The sequence below is a fragment of the Sphingopyxis sp. 113P3 genome, from assembly GCF_001278035.1.
In the GTDB taxonomy this organism is placed as follows: domain Bacteria; phylum Pseudomonadota; class Alphaproteobacteria; order Sphingomonadales; family Sphingomonadaceae; genus Sphingopyxis.
Genome location: NZ_CP009452.1, coordinates 3,377,288 through 3,393,354, shown reverse-complemented (window position 1 = coordinate 3,393,354; position 16,067 = coordinate 3,377,288). Strand labels below are relative to the sequence as shown.

General features: G+C 64.5%; 12 protein-coding genes and 1 pseudogene. 5 read left to right on the top strand and 8 right to left on the bottom strand.

Annotated features, from left to right (window positions below):
* Positions 1–18: 18 nt before the first annotated feature.
* The 8 genes and pseudogenes from LH20_RS16365 to LH20_RS16330 form a co-directional block, all read right to left on the bottom strand.
* Entirely contained in the window at positions 19–2,136 is a 2,118-nt protein-coding gene (locus LH20_RS16365) for a TonB-dependent receptor (RefSeq protein ID WP_053555152.1), read from the bottom strand.
* 91 nt (positions 2,137–2,227) lie between these two features.
* Positions 2,228–3,532 (bottom strand): IS701 family transposase, encoded by a 1,305-nt coding sequence (locus LH20_RS16360; protein WP_053552719.1) that lies wholly within the window; start codon positions 3,530–3,532, stop codon positions 2,228–2,230.
* 87 nt (positions 3,533–3,619) lie between these two features.
* Positions 3,620–4,000, bottom strand: a pseudogene (locus LH20_RS16355) (TonB-dependent receptor plug domain-containing protein); the annotation flags it as partial.
* A gap of 318 nt (positions 4,001–4,318) precedes the next feature.
* A complete protein-coding gene (clpX, locus tag LH20_RS16350) occupies positions 4,319–5,587 on the bottom strand; it encodes an ATP-dependent Clp protease ATP-binding subunit ClpX (RefSeq protein WP_053555150.1) in 1,269 nt (422 codons plus the stop codon).
* A gap of 184 nt (positions 5,588–5,771) precedes the next feature.
* Positions 5,772–6,422 (bottom strand): ATP-dependent Clp endopeptidase proteolytic subunit ClpP, encoded by a 651-nt coding sequence (clpP, locus tag LH20_RS16345; RefSeq protein ID WP_053555149.1) that lies wholly within the window; start codon positions 6,420–6,422, stop codon positions 5,772–5,774.
* A 178-nt stretch (positions 6,423–6,600) separates the two neighbouring features.
* A complete protein-coding gene (gene fdxA, locus LH20_RS16340; RefSeq protein ID WP_053555148.1) occupies positions 6,601–6,939 on the bottom strand; it encodes a ferredoxin FdxA in 339 nt (112 codons plus the stop codon).
* A gap of 113 nt (positions 6,940–7,052) precedes the next feature.
* Positions 7,053–7,412, bottom strand: coding sequence for an RNA-binding S4 domain-containing protein (locus tag LH20_RS16335; RefSeq protein ID WP_053555147.1), 360 nt, complete (start codon positions 7,410–7,412; stop codon positions 7,053–7,055).
* Positions 7,412–10,171, bottom strand: a complete 2,760-nt coding sequence (locus tag LH20_RS16330) for a helicase-related protein (protein WP_053555146.1) — start codon at positions 10,169–10,171, stop codon at positions 7,412–7,414. Before LH20_RS16330 ends, LH20_RS16335 begins: the two co-directional genes overlap by 1 nt.
* 285 nt (positions 10,172–10,456) lie before the next feature.
* Between LH20_RS16330 and LH20_RS24255 the strand changes: the two genes are divergently transcribed.
* From LH20_RS24255 to LH20_RS16305, 5 genes are all read left to right on the top strand, one after another.
* On the top strand, positions 10,457–11,998 hold the full coding sequence (locus tag LH20_RS24255; RefSeq protein WP_053556333.1) for a peptidoglycan DD-metalloendopeptidase family protein: 1,542 nt from the start codon (positions 10,457–10,459) through the stop codon (positions 11,996–11,998).
* A gap of 83 nt (positions 11,999–12,081) precedes the next feature.
* A complete protein-coding gene (gene hemB, locus LH20_RS16320) occupies positions 12,082–13,080 on the top strand; it encodes a porphobilinogen synthase (protein WP_053555145.1) in 999 nt (332 codons plus the stop codon).
* Positions 13,077–13,256, top strand: a complete 180-nt coding sequence (locus LH20_RS16315; RefSeq protein WP_053555144.1) for a hypothetical protein — start codon at positions 13,077–13,079, stop codon at positions 13,254–13,256. Before hemB ends, LH20_RS16315 begins: the two co-directional genes overlap by 4 nt.
* Positions 13,253–15,496 carry a spermidine synthase gene (locus tag LH20_RS16310; RefSeq protein WP_053555143.1) on the top strand — a complete coding sequence of 748 codons (2,244 nt, stop codon included), beginning with the start codon at positions 13,253–13,255 and terminating at the stop codon, positions 15,494–15,496. Before LH20_RS16315 ends, LH20_RS16310 begins: the two co-directional genes overlap by 4 nt.
* Positions 15,493–16,050: a gamma carbonic anhydrase family protein gene (locus LH20_RS16305; RefSeq protein WP_053555142.1), complete on the top strand. Its 558-nt coding sequence runs from the start codon at positions 15,493–15,495 to the stop codon at positions 16,048–16,050. The genes LH20_RS16310 and LH20_RS16305 overlap by 4 nt, the downstream gene beginning before the upstream one ends.
* The last annotated feature ends 17 nt before the right edge of the window (positions 16,051–16,067 follow it).

Below are 16,067 nucleotides of genomic sequence, written 5' to 3'. Positions count from 1 at the left end.
TTTCGGTGATGCCGCGGCTTAGAAGCCCACGATGATCGAGCCGATGAAGGTGCGCGGCGCGCCGATCTGCACGAAGGGCGCCGAGTTGGTCGCCAGCTGGCCGTCGAAACCGCCGACATAGAGCTTGTCGAACAGGTTGGAGACGTTGAACTGGAAGTAGGTCTTGTCGCCGAGACCCGCCCATTCGAGCCCGACGCGAGCATCAAGATCGACCAGCGTATAAGCTGGCGTCTTCGCGCCATAGACCTCAACTCCGCCGACCGTCAGCGGGAGATTCTGGTCGTTCACATAGCGCGGACCGGTCCGCTTGACTTGCGCGCCGAGCTGGATCGGGCCCAGCTCGCCCTGGACGCGGCCACCGAAGGTGTACACCGGCGCACCCGATTCACGCTTGCCGGCGGTCGGCGCATAGATCGGGTCGCCGTTGCCGTCGATGCCGTTCAGCACGTCGTCCTTGATCTTCGACTTCAGGTACGAACCGAAAGCATAGATCGAGAACTCGGGGATCGGACGATAGGAGATGCTGCCGTCGATGCCGTATTTGTCCACGCGACCGAGGTTGCGATAGACGTTGCGCTCAGTCTCAGGGTCGAACGACGAGGCGAGACGATCGTTGAAGATCGTGTACCACAGCCCGACCTGCGCCTGCACCTGACTGCTGCTGTAGCGCACACCCGCGTCGAAATTGTCGGTCGTTTCCGGGGCCGGATTCGCCGACGGCGTGTTCGCCGGGAAGTAGAAGGCGTTGTAGAGGTTGTCGGTGCCGGGGACCTGAACGCCCTTCGAATAGTTGGCAAAGATGCTGAAAGCATCGGTCAGGTCATAGGTCAGGCCGACGTTCGGCGTGAACTTGTTGTATTTGCGAACGCGGCGCTGCGGGCCCTGCGTATCAAAGGTCACACCCGCGACCGTCTGGGTCGGGTTGGCTGCGAGCCAGGCTTCGAGGCCGTCGGTGTTGGTGCCGAAGCATTCGACAAAGCCGGTCACGCTTGAGGTGGCGCAATAATTTGTCAGGTCGCGCTTGAACATCTTGTATGCACCGCCGACCTGAATGGTCAGCGCGCCGAACTCGCCGCGATATTCACCGCCGAACATGTTCAGCATGGCGATCGACTTGCGGTCGCGCTTTTGCAGGACATGGCCGTCGACATCGGTCAGCGGATCGTTGACCGGGAAGACGTCGATCGGCGAGCCATCGAGCTTGAGGAAGCCCGTCTGACCGGTCTGGCGGTGGCTGGCGCGATCGAAGCTATAGAAGACGCGGAAGGTATTGCTGTCATCGAGCTCGTAACGGAGGCCGGCGATGACGCCAATGCGGTCGGTCTGCGTTTGGCTGGGCGCCAGGACGCGGACGGTGTCGAGAATGTCGCCATCGCCATTGAGATCGCGGCCATAATAGGGCGAGCCCGACATGTAGCCGGTCTGCAGCGAGACGCCCGCTCCAGGATCGACGTCGCGGAAACCTTCGTTTCCGGTCGCGGTGCCGCCACCGTTCGCCTTCACATATTGATAGCTCGGGTCAATCGTCAGCACGAGGCCGTCCGACAGGGTGAAGCGCGAGTTGATGCGGATGTTGCCGGTGTTCGACGGGTTGAAGCGTTCGTCGAAGGTCGAACCGCAGCTGTTAGCCGTGTCACGAACGCCCGGAGTCGCTACCGTGTTGATCTGGCAGCGCGCGATCCCGTAATCGCGTTCGTCTTTCGTCTGCGGGAAGCCAGCCGGAACGTCGCGGTCATTGCGCAGCGCGACCGAACCGAAGAAGTTGTTGCGGTTCTGGTTGTAATGGCCCGAGATCGCGACGAAGTCGCCATTGTCGCCGATCGGCTGATAGATTTTGGCATTATACTGCTGCTTGTTAATCTGCCCCTTGTGCGACGGGACACCGGGCAGATCGACATTGCCGAATACCGTATCGTTGGTCGCGCTGCTGGCGGAGAAAAAGGCGCGCGTACCCCAGGGGGTGAAGACGCCGGTGTCCACCATTCCGAAGACGCGGAAGAAGCTGAAGTCGCCGGCCGAACCGACCAGCTTGACGCCAAACTCCTCGCCCGGGTTGCGGGTGCGGTAGTTGACGGTGGAACCCGAAGCCGCGGCGGTCGGGCTGTCGACGTCGGTCGAACCCAGGTTGACGTTCACCTGTTCGATCAGCTCGGGGTCGAGCTGCTGGTTCGAGTAGAGCGCATAGCACTACTTTGGCAGATTATTCGGATCGGTCGCTGTAACCAGTTTATTGCAGTGAGGGCAGATCGTCGGTGGCGGTCTTGCGAAGAGGTTGATTATCGCCTGCCTGACGGCAGGCATGGTCGGTTGCGGCGGCGGTCCCGAGTTTCTTTTTTTTCCGCCCCGCTGCGCTTAGACGGCGGGACTGAAGAAAGGCATAGGCGATCATCGTCATCAGCGCGTGTCGGTGTAGTCCGGTCCATGATCGGCCCTCAAAGTGGTCGAGACCGAGTTCCTCCTTCAGCTGCTGATGCGCCTGCTCGCAGATCCACCGCGCCTTGATGGCACCGGCGAGCGCCTTGATCGGCGTGTCGGCTGGCAAGTTCGAGAGATAGTATTTTTGCTCTCCGCTTTCGCGCCGTTCCCCCACCAGCCAGACTTCCTCCTCGCTGGGCATGGCCTGGACCCGCCCGTCACTCATGCGGTGCCTGTGGCCATCGGCCACCCGGACGCGGCATGCCGCAAATTTACAGGTCAGCTTGCCTTTGGTCCCGCGTCGCCAGCTGATTTTCTTCCATTTTTCTTCTCCCAGCATCTTTTCGGCAGAAACGGCGGTGCGGTCGGGGACGTGATATTTGCGGCGCCTGCCTGTTGCTGCCTCGGGAAAGATCAGCCCGGTGTCTGCCGGATAGACATTCTGACGCCGTGACATGCCCACCGCCCACCGCAAACCACGCTCGCTCAGAGCCTGGCGGAAGGGGCCGCTCGCCCCGTAGCCGGCGTCGGCTAGAACGCAGCCGAACCGAGTGCCCGAGGCAATGACCCGATCGATCTCCTCGATAGCGATCTCCGGCTTTGTGCGAGCGACTTGTCGCTCCTGGGGGACACGGGCGCGCTCCATGCGGGGGGCGTCGTCCGTCCAGCTTTCAGGCAAAAAGAGCCGCAGGCCCACCATCACCGGAACCTCCCCGGACGCTAGCGTCACCGAAACGAGGGATTGGCAGTTCGAGGTCTTGCCAAGGGAGGAGGCGTATTGCGCAGCCACGCCGACCGAATGACGGCCCTTCTTCGGCAAGGCAGTATCGTCAATGACCAGATATCCCGCTTCGTCTCCAACCAGACGATCGGCTTCCTTCAGAAGAACAGCCTCGAGCGGCGCACTATCCCACACCCCGTCCGCGACGAAATGATGCAGTTGGTCGTAGCCAAACTCACCATCACGAGCCGCCATCGGCTGCACGCTCTTGCGGTCACCGGGGCCGATCAATCCCGCGATATAGGCCGGGCACACACGCTTCCGCGCCTTGTGCCGCAACGCCGACAAAAATGGCGTCAGCCAAACCTCAAGATCATTGCGCCAATCCTCTGACATCGCCAGCCTCCATAAAAGCTGGCTCCCCATGAATCAGGGAAATCTCCTTTTGGGAATCCCAAAAATCACATTTCTGCCAAAGTAGTGATAGTTACCCGAGTCGTTGAGCGGAATACCGTCGAACGTCTGGTTGATGCGGGTATTGTCGAAGCCGCGGATCGTCATCTTGCCGCCGGCCGATCCAAACGGGTCGTTGTTCTGGAAGCTGACGCCAGGAAGCTGATTGATGATGTCGTTGACGGTCTGGCCCGGCGCCTGATGCGCGATGAATTCCTGCGTCAGAACGGCCTTCGCCTTGGTCGTGTCGGGCGCGACAACGCCCGCCACGCCCTGGTTCGCACGCGAACCGGTGACGACGATCTCGTTTTCGAAGTCCTGCGAACCCGTCGACTGTGCAAAGGCGGGCGAGGAAAGCAACGCGACGGGAAGCAGCGCGCAGCTAGCGGCGAGCGAATGACGAAATTTCATGTCAGAATGTCCCCTTGGTGGATGGCTGGCTGTAGCGTGCAACAGGCACGCGATAACCTGGCCGGGCCCCTGACGCCCCTCTATGGCATGATTGTGACAGTGCAACCCCGCCGCTGGCCTCCCGCGAACAGGACGCGGCAGAAAAGCGCGGTTTTTCCGTTACAATGACGGGGAAGCTATCCGTCGAAGGGGGCGTTTTTTCGGCAACTGTTGCTGCAATGCAACATTGCGCCAGGGCGACTCGGCCTAACCCCCCATTCCCTCGTTCGAGGGTCAGATAAGCGGGTGAGGCAGCTCTTCCTCAGCGCGCCGTCCCGTTCAGGCGGCGTCGCCGGCTTCCTTCGCCTTGTCGGCATAGACGCGCACCGGCTGCTTGCGGCCCTCGACGACATCCTTGTCGACGACGATCTCGACCACGTCGGTGAGGTCGGGAAGATCGAACATGGTGTCGAGCAGGATCGCCTCGACGATCGAGCGAAGACCGCGCGCACCCGTTTTGCGTTCGATCGCCTTCTTGGCGACCGCGACCAGCGCGTCGTCGGTAAAGGTCAGCGCGACCTCCTCGAGGTCGAAAAGCTTCTTGTACTGCTTCACCAGCGCATTCTTGGGCTCGCCCAGAATCTTGACCAGCGCGTCAACGTCGAGATCCTCGAGCGTCGCGATGACGGGCAAGCGCCCGACGAATTCGGGGATCAGACCGAATTTGAGAAGATCCTCAGGCTCGATCTGCTTCAGCACTTCGCCCGCGCGGCGCTCATCAGGCCCCGCGACATGCGCGCCGAAGCCGATCGACTTGCCCTGCAGGCGGTCGCCGATGATCTTTTCGAGGCCGGCAAAGGCGCCGCCCGCGATGAAGAGGATGTTCGTCGTGTCGACCTGCAGAAATTCCTGTTGCGGATGCTTGCGGCCGCCCTGCGGGGGAACGCTCGCGGTCGTGCCTTCCATCAGCTTCAAAAGCGCCTGCTGCACGCCCTCGCCCGACACGTCGCGGGTTATCGAGGGATTTTCGGCCTTGCGGCTGATCTTGTCGATCTCGTCGATATAGACGATGCCGCGCTGCGCCTTTTCGACATTATAGTCAGAGGCCTGGAGCAGCTTGAGGATGATATTCTCGACATCTTCGCCGACATAGCCCGCTTCGGTGAGCGTCGTCGCGTCGGCCATGGTGAAGGGCACGTCGAGAAAGCGCGCGAGCGTCTGCGCGAGCAGCGTCTTGCCGCTGCCCGTCGGGCCGACGAGCAGAATGTTGGATTTGGCAAGCTCGACATCATCGCCGCGCCCCGAGTTGGCGAGCCGCTTGTAATGGTTGTGCACCGCGACCGACAGGACGCGCTTGGCCGTGTTCTGTCCGATCACATAGGCGTCGAGATGCTGGCAGATTTCCAGCGGCGTCGGCACCGCGCCATCCTTGCGCGCGGCGACTGCGCCCTTGATCTCTTCGCGGATGATGTCGTTGCACAGCTCGACGCATTCGTCGCAGATGAACACGGTCGGCCCGGCAATCAGCTTGCGGACTTCGTGCTGCGACTTGCCGCAGAAGGAGCAGTAGAGAGTGCTCTTGCTGTCCGAGCCGCTCAATTTCGTCATAAAACTTCCTTTGGCCGACGCCGAAATGAGCGCCAGCGCCTATATCCTAGCCCCCGTCCATCCAATTACAATATGGCAATTGGCTGACTTGCAGACAATGTTCCGACCCGGATCCCATCATGGGGCAGGGCGGCGAAAGACGCGTCAAGAAACGCGGTTACCGCAATCTTGTCGCGTCCACCGATCAGGGCGTGGGGCCTTCGCTCAGCTCGCTCGGAGTCTCCGCGTCGGGCATGCCGGGACGGCGGTCGAATACCTGGTCGACGATGCCGAATTCCTTGGCCTCGTCAGCCTCGAGGAAAGTGTCGCGATCCATCGCTTTCTCGATCTCTTTCAGAGACTTGCCGGTATATTTCACATAGAGATCGTTCATCCGCTTGCGAATGCGCAGAATTTCCTTGGCCTGAATCTCGATGTCCGATGCCATGCCGCGCGCGCCGCCCGAGGGCTGGTGCACCATCACACGCGCGTTCGCCAGCGCAACGCGCATGCCGGGCTCGCCGGCTGCAAGCAGGAAGCTGCCCATCGACGCTGCTTGGCCGATACATACCGTACCGACGCGCGGGCGGATATATTGCATCGTATCGTGGATCGCCATGCCCGCCGTGACGACGCCGCCCGGCGAGTTGATGTACATATAAATGTCCTTTTTCGGATTTTCCGATTCGAGGAACAAAAGCTGGGCGACGATCAGCGAGGCCATCTGGTCTTCCACCTCGCCGGTCACGAAGACGATCCTCTCGCGCAGCAGACGGGAAAAGATGTCAAAGCTGCGTTCGCCGCGGCTCGTCTGTTCGACGACAACGGGAACAAGGGCGGCGAGCGGATCGATCATTGGAATTCTGTCCTTATATTTGCCGGGCTGTCCGGTCCAAAACCGGCGGGTGGCCCTTCCACGCTTTACATCGGCGGCAATGCCCAGCGTTTCAAGGGGGCAAAATCGCCGCGGCTGCCCCAAACAGAAAAGGGCGGGAAGCACCCGCCCCGATCCACCTTTTCACATCGGCTGAGAATCAATCGCCCTCGCCAGGCTCGGGAGAGAAGAATTTTTCAAATTTCCCATCGACGCCCTTATATTCATCGGCGTCGGCGGGGCTGTCCTTCTTGGTCGTGATGTTCGGCCATTCGGCGCTGAACTTGCTGTTGACCTCGAGCCATTTCTCGAGCCCGCTTTCGGTGTCGGGCAAGATTGCCTCGGCCGGGCATTCGGGTTCGCAGACGCCGCAGTCGATGCACTCGTTGGGGTTGATGACGAGCATATTCTCGCCCTCATAGAAACAGTCGACCGGACAGACCTCGACGCAGTCCATATATTTGCAGCGGATGCAGGCGTCGGTGACGACGTAGGTCATGGGTAACGGCTCCCTTATCGCGGCGCGCCGGCGCCGTTCGACTGTACTGATTCCCCGCCTCTATGCCGCGTGGCGGCGGCGCGTCAACGCTTTCGGGCAGTTGCGAATCACTTTCACTCCATAGGCTCGTCGGAGGCGTCGCGGCTAACAGCTTTTCCTTCGCCGCTGATAGCCGCGCTGGGGGGCGAAGGGGCCTCGGGGCCAAGTCGCAGATAATGCGCCTGCGCTTCGCTCGCGGGGCCCCGCCGTCCGGGAAGCGAGAGGAGGCGCAGCACCTCGATCCGTTCACCAACCGGAAGGACGAGCGTCTGGCCTGCGTGCACAGCGCACGACGCGCGCGTGACGCGCCGGCCATCAAGGCGGATATGTCCCGCTGCTATCAGAGCCTGGGCAAGGCTGCGCGAGCGCGCAAAGCGCAAATACCACAGCAGCTTGTCGAGCCTTATGCTTCCTGCCGCGCCAGGGCTCGCCATCAATCCTCCCGGGCGCCTGCAAGCAGGTCTGCCAGTCCCGCGAAGGGACTGTGGGGCGAGGGGCCCCGCCGCGCTGTGCGGTCGCCGCGCGCGGCCCGCGAGCCCGTGTGGGGAGCCTTGCCGCTTTTGCCTTTTTTCGCGCGGGGAGCCTTCTCGGAGCGCGGCACCTGCGTTTTGGGCGCGCCCGGGCGCGGCTCGGCGCCCTTGCGACGATGACGGGGACTGCGCCGCTTTTCGCCGCTGCGCCGCCCGAGCCAGCGCCAGCGCTCGAGCGCAGGATCGCCGACGCTGCGGAATCCGAAGCTGCCGAGCAGCGCACGCCGCGCGTCGGCATCAAGACCAAGCGAGGTGGCGAGCGCGGGGTCGATCGCGAAGCCCGGTAGCGCTTCGGCCTGGGCTTCGCTTTCCTCGGGCGCGTCGTTGTCGTGGTGCGGCTCGCCGCCGGCAATGGGCGCGGTCGGCGGCGCGGCGGCCTGCATCCGCGCGGCATGGGCCTGGCGCGCGAGCTTTTCGGCCATGTCGATGCGCAGCCATCCCGTCGCGCAGCGCCGAAAGCCGGCGAGGCGCAAGCCCTCGGGGCTGCCGTGCTTCTGGATGACTGCGCCATGGGGAGGAAGTTCGGGCATCGCGCTGCCATGCTGCGCGGCCGCAAGCGCGGCGCGCCAACGCACCGCTTCGGGTTTCAGGAGCTGCGGATGAAAGATGTCGAGCGAGCCGATGGTCAGGCCGAGCTTGCGAAGTTGAGGCCGCTCCTCGGCGCTCATCGCGGTGAGCTGTTCATCGACGACGGCGCGTTCGACGAGTCCGCTGCCGTCAGCCATGGCCGCCAGCAAGGCGCGGACGCGCGGCGGCGTGAACAGGTCGCTCGCCGCCGCGCCCATGGCGGCGAGCGGTGCCGCGTGGCGCGCGAGCTGTTCAGCGACGAAGGTCTGCAGTCGCTCGGCGATCGCCTGCACCTGGGGCGGCTCGAGCCGGCGTAGCGCCGGTTCCAGGAGAATCGCGGGCTGAACGAGCGTTGTGCCCTTGGCGAGCGTCGCGATGACGTCGCCATGCCACGCAATCCGTGGCGGGGCGCCCGCTTCGCTGATCAGCGTCAGCGCGCTCCCATCGCCTTCGGCAAGCGCGGCCGCGCGCCGCGCGAGTTCGCCCCGCAGATGTTTCTCCGCGGCCGCGAGCAGCAACCGGTGATCGCTCGCCCGCGCCTGCGCATCGACCTTGAACTGGAATCCGGCGAGGGTCCCGATCGGCTCCCCGTCGACTGCAACTGTGCCGTCGGCGCCAACCGCGACCGGCAGCGCGGTGTGACGCTGCCCGGCATCGCGAATGAGAAGCGCAAGCCGGCGGTCGACAAAGCGCTGCGCCAGCGCGGCATGCAGCGCGTCGGACAGGCGCGTCTCGAGATCCTGCGTCTGCGCTGTCCAGCCTGCCGCGTCCGCGATCCAGTCGCCGCGCTGCGCGATGAAGCAGAGCGTGCGTACTGCGGCAATGCGGCTCGCAAGCTGATCGATATCACCCTCCACATCGTCGAGCCGTGCCAGCCGCCGCGCGAACCAGTCGGGGTTAATCATCCCGTTGCCGCTTGTCCGCCACTGCCAGAGCTTCAACACCGTGCGGCTGTGGTGCTCCGGGCCCAACTGTTCAAAATCGGGGAGGCCGCATGCATCCCATAGCCGTGCGACTGCCTCCGTATCGTTGGCGCGCGCGATAACTTCGATGTCGCCCGCAAGGTGCTTCAGCACCGCAAGGTCGACCGCCTCGGGTGCCGCGCGCAGCGCCGGATGGGCTGGCGGGCGGCCGAGGTCCGCTATCAGCCGGTCGAGCGAGTCGAAGCGAGGGCTGGGCTCGCGCCAGAACAGGCTCGCCAGCGGTGGGAAATGATGTCCCTCGATCGCGGCGATTTCCTCGGGCATCATGCCGCCCTGCGGCAGGCCGATGGTGCCGAAGCTCCCGTCCTGCTGGTGCCGCCCCGCGCGGCCCGCGATCTGGGCCATCTCGGCGATCGTCAGCCGGCGGACGCGGCGGCCGTCGAATTTCTGCAGGCTCGCAAAGGCGACGTGAGTGACATCGAGGTTGAGGCCCATGCCGATCGCATCGGTCGCGACGAGATAGTCGACCTCGCCCGCCTCGAACATTGCGACCTGGGCGTTGCGCGTTCGGGGACTGAGCGCGCCCATCACCACCGCCGCGCCCCCTGCAAAGCGGCGCAGCATCTCGGCGATCGCATAGACTTCATCGGCAGAAAAGGCGACGATCGCCGATCGCTTGGGTAGCCGCGAAAGCTTCATCGGCCCGGCGTAGCTGAGCGTCGAGAAGCGGGGGCGGGTGATGATCTCGGCCTCGGGCACCAGATCGCGAACGAGCCCGGTAATGCTCGCCGATCCCAGGATCATCGTTTCCTCGCGCCCTCGAGCCCGCAGCATCCGGTCGGTGAAAACATGTCCGCGCTCGGGGTCGGCGCCCAGTTGCGCCTCGTCGATGCCGACGAAGGCGACGTCGCGTTCGACAGGCAGCGCTTCCATCGTCCCGAGCAGATAGCGCGCGTCGGGCGGTATGATTCGCTCTTCCCCCGTGACAAGTCCGACCTGGCCAGCGCCCTTGATCGCGACAACGCGGTCATAAACCTCGCGTGCAAGCAGGCGCAACGGGAAGCCCATCATGCCGCTCGCATGGGCGGTCAGGCGCTCGACCGCCAAATGGGTTTTGCCGGTGTTGGTGGGGCCAAGGACGGCCTTGACCGGATGGGACGAGGGAGATGGCATATTCTTGTCGCGTGATGCTGGCATGGGCGGCCCGGCGGCGCAACCGTCGATCGCACGGAGGGCAGCCTTTTTCCGAACATGAGCCCAGAAGTCGCGCTCCTGCGCATCAACGTGCCCGCGCCACGGTTCGCCGCAGCGGCAGGCGCCATAACCCCCGTTAAATTGACTTTAACGGCCTTTATTTACAAAAACCGGCGCAGAATTTTCATCGATGGCCGCTGCGAAAGGGCAGCGCCGTCGAGCGGGGGTAATATCTTGTTTCAGCGCCATGAACCCATCGCGGGGATGTCCGGCAACGCTGCCGCGCTCGCGTTGTCGCAGGCGATCCCCCTGCAAAAGGGACATGGCGCCGCCGAGCCGCCGCTGACGTGGCGCGAGCGCCTCGCCCAGCTCGATCTCGTCCCGGACCTCGGCGCCGATATCGGATCGGCTGAATGGTGGCGAGGGCTCGCCACGCTGGCGCTGCTGTGTGGCAGCGCGATCGCGACCTTTCCAGGGATTCAGCCGCTCGGCGTCGGCGGAGCGCCTGTCCTCGATGCCGCCGATTTCAACGAAGCGCGCGCGCAGATGATCGTCCCGCTCGCGCTTGGCGCCGACACCGGCCGCCACATGGCCGCGACCGATGCGGTACGTCCGCTTGCCCAGACCCCCGAACGGCCGCAAATCGAGCTTACCGCCACGCTGGGCAGAGGAGACAGCTTTGCCCGTCTGCTTGAACGTTCAGGCGTCGGCAGGACCGAGGCGCAGGTGCTGGCAAACCAGGTGTCGAGTGCGGTACCGCTCGCCGATATCGCGCCTGGAACACGCATTGACCTGATCCTCGGCCGCCGCGCGATGCGGACCATGCCCCGCCCTGTCGAGGCCCTTGCGATGCGCGCGCGCTTCGATTTGCGGATCGAGATGGAACGGGAGGGCGACCGGCTGGTGATGCGCCGCATTCCGATCGCGGTCGACGCGACGCCGCTGCGCATCCGCGGCCGGGTGGGGGACAGCCTCTATCGTTCGGCTCGCGCCGCGGGCGCGCCGCCCGAGGCTATTCAATCCTATTTGCGCGTCATCAGCCGCGAGATGCCGGTTACGGCGATCCGCGCCTCCGACGAATATGACATCATTGTCGAGCATCGGCGTGCCGAGACCGGGGAGAGCGAGAGCGGCAAGCTGCTTTACGCAGGTCTTGTGCGCGGCGGGAAGCCGAAATTGTCGATGCTCGAATGGACCAAGGACGGGCGAAGGCAGTGGTTCGAGGCCTCGGGCGTCGGGCAGCAGCGTGGCGGCATGGTGCGCCCGACGCACGGCCGCGTAACCTCGACGTTCGGCATGCGCCGGCACCCGATCCTCGGATACCGCCGCATGCACAGCGGCATCGATTTCGGCGGCGGATACGGCGCGCCCATCTATGCCGTGAGTGACGGCGTCGTCACCACGGCGGGCCGTAACCGGGGTTACGGCAATTATGTGAAGCTCAATCACGGCGGCGGCCTTGGCACCGGCTATGGCCACATGAGCCGTATCGCGGTGCGCGCGGGCCAACATGTCCGCCGCGGACAGGTGATCGGTTATATTGGCAGTACTGGCCTGTCGACGGGGCCGCACCTTCACTATGAGCTCTACCGCAACGGTCATGCGGTGAATCCCGCATCGGTAAGCTTCGTCACCAGGGCGCAGCTCGAAGGCAAGGAGCTCGCCGATTTCCGCGCGCGCATCCGCCAGCTCACCGACGTAGCCCCTGGCGCGGCGCTGACGCCGATCGCGCCGAGGCAGATCGAAGGGCCCAAGCTCGGGAGCCTCGCCGACGTGGCGTCGAAACGGGCCGGCGGGGGGATTTAGTCGATCATCGCCCCCGCAAGCGCGGAGGATCCGGCGACCAATATCCCTTTTCACTGCCGGCAAAGCGCGGCTATGCACGCGCGATGACTCACGCCGCATTCCCCGACCTGCGCCTTCGCCGCATCCGCCGCACGGGCTGGAGCCGCGCCATGGTGCGCGAGACGCAGCTTTCGCCCGCCAATCTCATCTGGCCGCTCTTTGTCTGCGCAGGTGAGCGCACCGAAGAGCCGGTCGCGAGCCTTCCCGGCGTGTCGCGCTGGTCGGTCGATCTGCTCGTCGAGCGCGCGCGGGATGCGGTAGATGCCGGCATCCCCTGTCTTGCACTTTTTCCCTATACCGAGGCGGATCGCCGCAGCGAGAACGGCGCCGAGGCGCTGAACCCCGACAATCTGATGTGCCGCGCGACCGCGGCGATCAAGGATGCGCTGGGCGACGCGATCGGCGTCCTTACCGACGTCGCGCTCGACCCCTATACCAGCCACGGACAGGACGGGCTGCTCGATGACGCGGGCTATGTGGTCAACGACCCGACGGTCGAAGTGCTGGTTGGGCAGGCCCTCAACCAGGCGCGCGCAGGCGCCGACATCATCGCACCCAGCGACATGATGGACGGCCGCGTCGGCGCGATCCGCAGAGCGCTCGAAGCGGAGGGCTTCGGCAATATCCAGATCATGAGCTACGCCGCCAAATATGCCTCGGCCTTCTATGGTCCGTTTCGCGACGCCGTCGGCTCGCGCGGGCTCTTGAAGGGCGACAAGAAGACCTATCAGATGGACCCTGCCAATGCCGAGGAGGCGCTGCGTGAAGTGGCCCAGGACCTCGCCGAGGGCGCTGACAGCGTGATGGTCAAGCCGGGGCTTCCCTATCTCGACATCGTCCGGCTGGTGAAGGAGCATTTCGCGGTTCCGGTCTACGCCTACCAGGTATCGGGCGAATATGCGATGATCGAGGCCGCGGTGGCCGCGGGAGCCGGGGAACGCGACGCGCTCGTTCTTGAAACCCTGCTTGCGTTCCGCCGCGCCGGCGCTTCGGCTGTGCTCAGCTATCACGCGCTCCACGCGGCGCGGCTGCTCGGCGCATGATCGAGATCCAGGGGCTGACCATGCGGGCGGCGCGTCGCAAAGGCATCGCGCCCATCCAGCAAATCTGCATCGACCCTGGCGGCACCGCGACCTTGGGGCTCAAGCGAGCCCGCACGCATCGCTCGCGTGCGCATGTCCATTATTTTCGACACCGCGCCGCGCGGGAGGCGGCGTGACCGCTTCGCCGCACCGTTGGCTGTTCGTGCTGACGATTCTCGTCGGCAGCTTTCTGCTTTTTCTCGTCCAGCCGATGGTGGCGCGCATGGTACTGCCGCGGCTCGGCGGCGCGCCGATGGTGTGGAACAGCGCAATGCTGGTCTATCAGGCGCTGCTGCTCGGCGGCTATGCCTATGCGCACTGGCTTGGGCGCTTCGCGGTGCGGCGGCAAGCCGCGATTCACATTGCGCTGCTGCTCGTTGCATCCCTCTGGTTGCCGATCGGAATCGCCCAGATCGCACCGCCCGCGCCGGGGCAGGAGGTGCTTTGGGTGCCGTTGCTGCTCACCGCGTCGATCGGCCCCGTCTTCTTCGTTGTCGCGGCGCAGGCGCCGTTGATGCAACGCTGGTTCGCACTCGATAGCCGCTCGGGCGATCCCTACATTCTCTACGCCGCCTCCAACCTCGGCAGCTTTGCCGGTCTGATTTCCTATCCCGCGCTGGTGGAGCCGGCGATGCCGCTCGACGCGCAAAGCCTCGGCTGGGCGGCCGGATATGCGTTGCTTTTCCTGCTTGTCGCCGGGAGTGCCGCGGCACGCTGGCGCGGCGCTGCAGCCACCTTTCATGGCGTGGAAGCGCCTCGCGAACCGCGCCCTGCACTCAGGCGGCAGATCCATTGGCTGCTGATCGCTGCGGTTCCCTCGGGGCTGATGCTGTCGACGACGACGCACCTCACGACGGATATCGTCGCGATGCCGCTGCTCTGGGTTCTCCCGCTAGGCCTTTACCTTCTGAGCTTCGTCATCGCCTTTTCCACTCTCGACGGGGTCAAACAGATCTTCGCGACAATTGCCCCGGCGCTTCTTCTGATTACGGGCGGACAGGCGCTCCTCAGCACCGGCGGCGGGACGATGCTGCTCGCGCTGATGAGCCTTGTCATGCTCTTCGTCGTCGCGACTGCACTGCATGGCTATCTCCACCATCTGCGCCCCGCGCCCGAGCATCTGACGCTCTTCTATCTGGTCATGTCGGCCGGCGGCGTGCTCGGCGGTGCCTTTGCCGCGCTCGCTGCGCCGCTGCTCTTCAACTGGGTGTACGAGCATCCGGTTCTGGTCCTCGCCGCCGCCGCATTGCTTCCGCTGCCTGCACTGCTGCCGTGGGATCATTGGCTGAAGATTGCGCGGCCCACCCCCTATGTCGCAGCGCTCCTGCTTCTTGCCGTCTTCGCCTCCTGGCAGCTCGCGTCTGCCTGGGACGGCACCCTTGGCGGAATGAGCTGGGTGTGGGCGGGGCTGCTCCTGGCGATCGGCCTGCTCGTGATCGCATGGCGCTGGGCTTATATTCCGGTCCTGATCCTGCTCATGCTCGGGATCGGCGGCTTCGACACGCTGGAAAAAGGCCGGCATGGCATGCGCGTGCGCAGCTATTTTGGTGTGTACACCGTTACCGACGATCGCGTGCACCAGCAGCGCCGCCTTGCGCATGGCACGACCCTCCACGGACTCCAGCGCACCGACCCGGAGCATCGGCTCGAACCGACAACCTACTACGGCCCCCAATCAGGGGTCGGCTTGGCGCTGGGGGCCGCTGCCCGGCTCGCCGGACCCAATGCGTCGGTCGGCATCGTCGGTCTCGGCGCGGGAACCTTATCCTGCTATCGCCGGGCGGGGCAGCGCTGGACGATTTTCGAGATCGACCCGGTGATGGTCAGCATCGCCCGCGATCCCGCCAAATTCACCTTCCTGTCCCGCTGTGCGGGAGACACGCCGATCATCATCGGTGATGCGCGCCTGGAAATTGCCAAGCAACCCTCCGGACGCTTCGATATCCTCGTGATCGACGCCTTCTCGTCCGATGCGATCCCGCTTCACCTGCTGACGAAGGAAGCGATCGGCATCTACGCCCGCGCGCTCAAACCCGACGGCATTCTCGTCATTCATATCTCGAACCGCTTCTTTGATCTTGAACCCGTGCTCGCGACGGAGGCAAAGGCGCGTGGGTGGGCGGCGGCGATTCGCATGGACCCGGCGGGGCACGACGATAGCTACAGCGCGCTCACTGCTTCGAACTGGGTCGCGCTCACCGCGAGGAAAGAGCGTATGGATCAGTTGACCGGCGGTCTCAGACCGCGCGACGAAGCGCAGGAAGACGGCGCCTGGGTGCCTCTGGAGGGGCGGGCGCATTTCGATCGCTGGACCGACGATTATGCCTCGACGCTGCCCGTCCTGCTCTGGAAACATCTTATCGGAGGCCGCGAATGACCCGCAGCGACATTTCTATCATCAGCGTGAATGGCAAGACGCCGCGGATCGATCCCAGCGCCTTCATTGCCCCCGGGTGCCGCATCATTGGCGATGTAGAAATCGGGCCAGATGTCAGCATCTGGTACAATTGCGTGCTGCGCGCCGATGTCAGCCACATCCGCGTGGGAGCGCGGAGCAATATCCAGGATGGCAGCATTGTCCACTGCGACGGCCCGATGCCCCATCGCCCGGACGGCTATCCGACGATCATCGGCGAAGATGTGCTCATCGGTCATCTCGCGATGGTGCACGGCTGCACACTCGCCGACCGAGCATTCGTCGGATTGAAGGCGACGGTGATGAACGGCTGCCGCATCGGAAGTGACGCGATGCTTGCAGCGGGCGCGCTCTTGACCGAGCATAAGGAAATCCCCTCGCGCGAGCTATGGGCAGGAGCGCCCGCGCGCCGGGTACGCGAGATCGACGACGCGCAGGCCGCAGGGATGCAAGCCGGCGTTGCGCATTATGTGCTTAACGGACGGATGCACAAGGCCGCGATCGAAGAGCGTTGAAACGCCGCCCTTCCAGC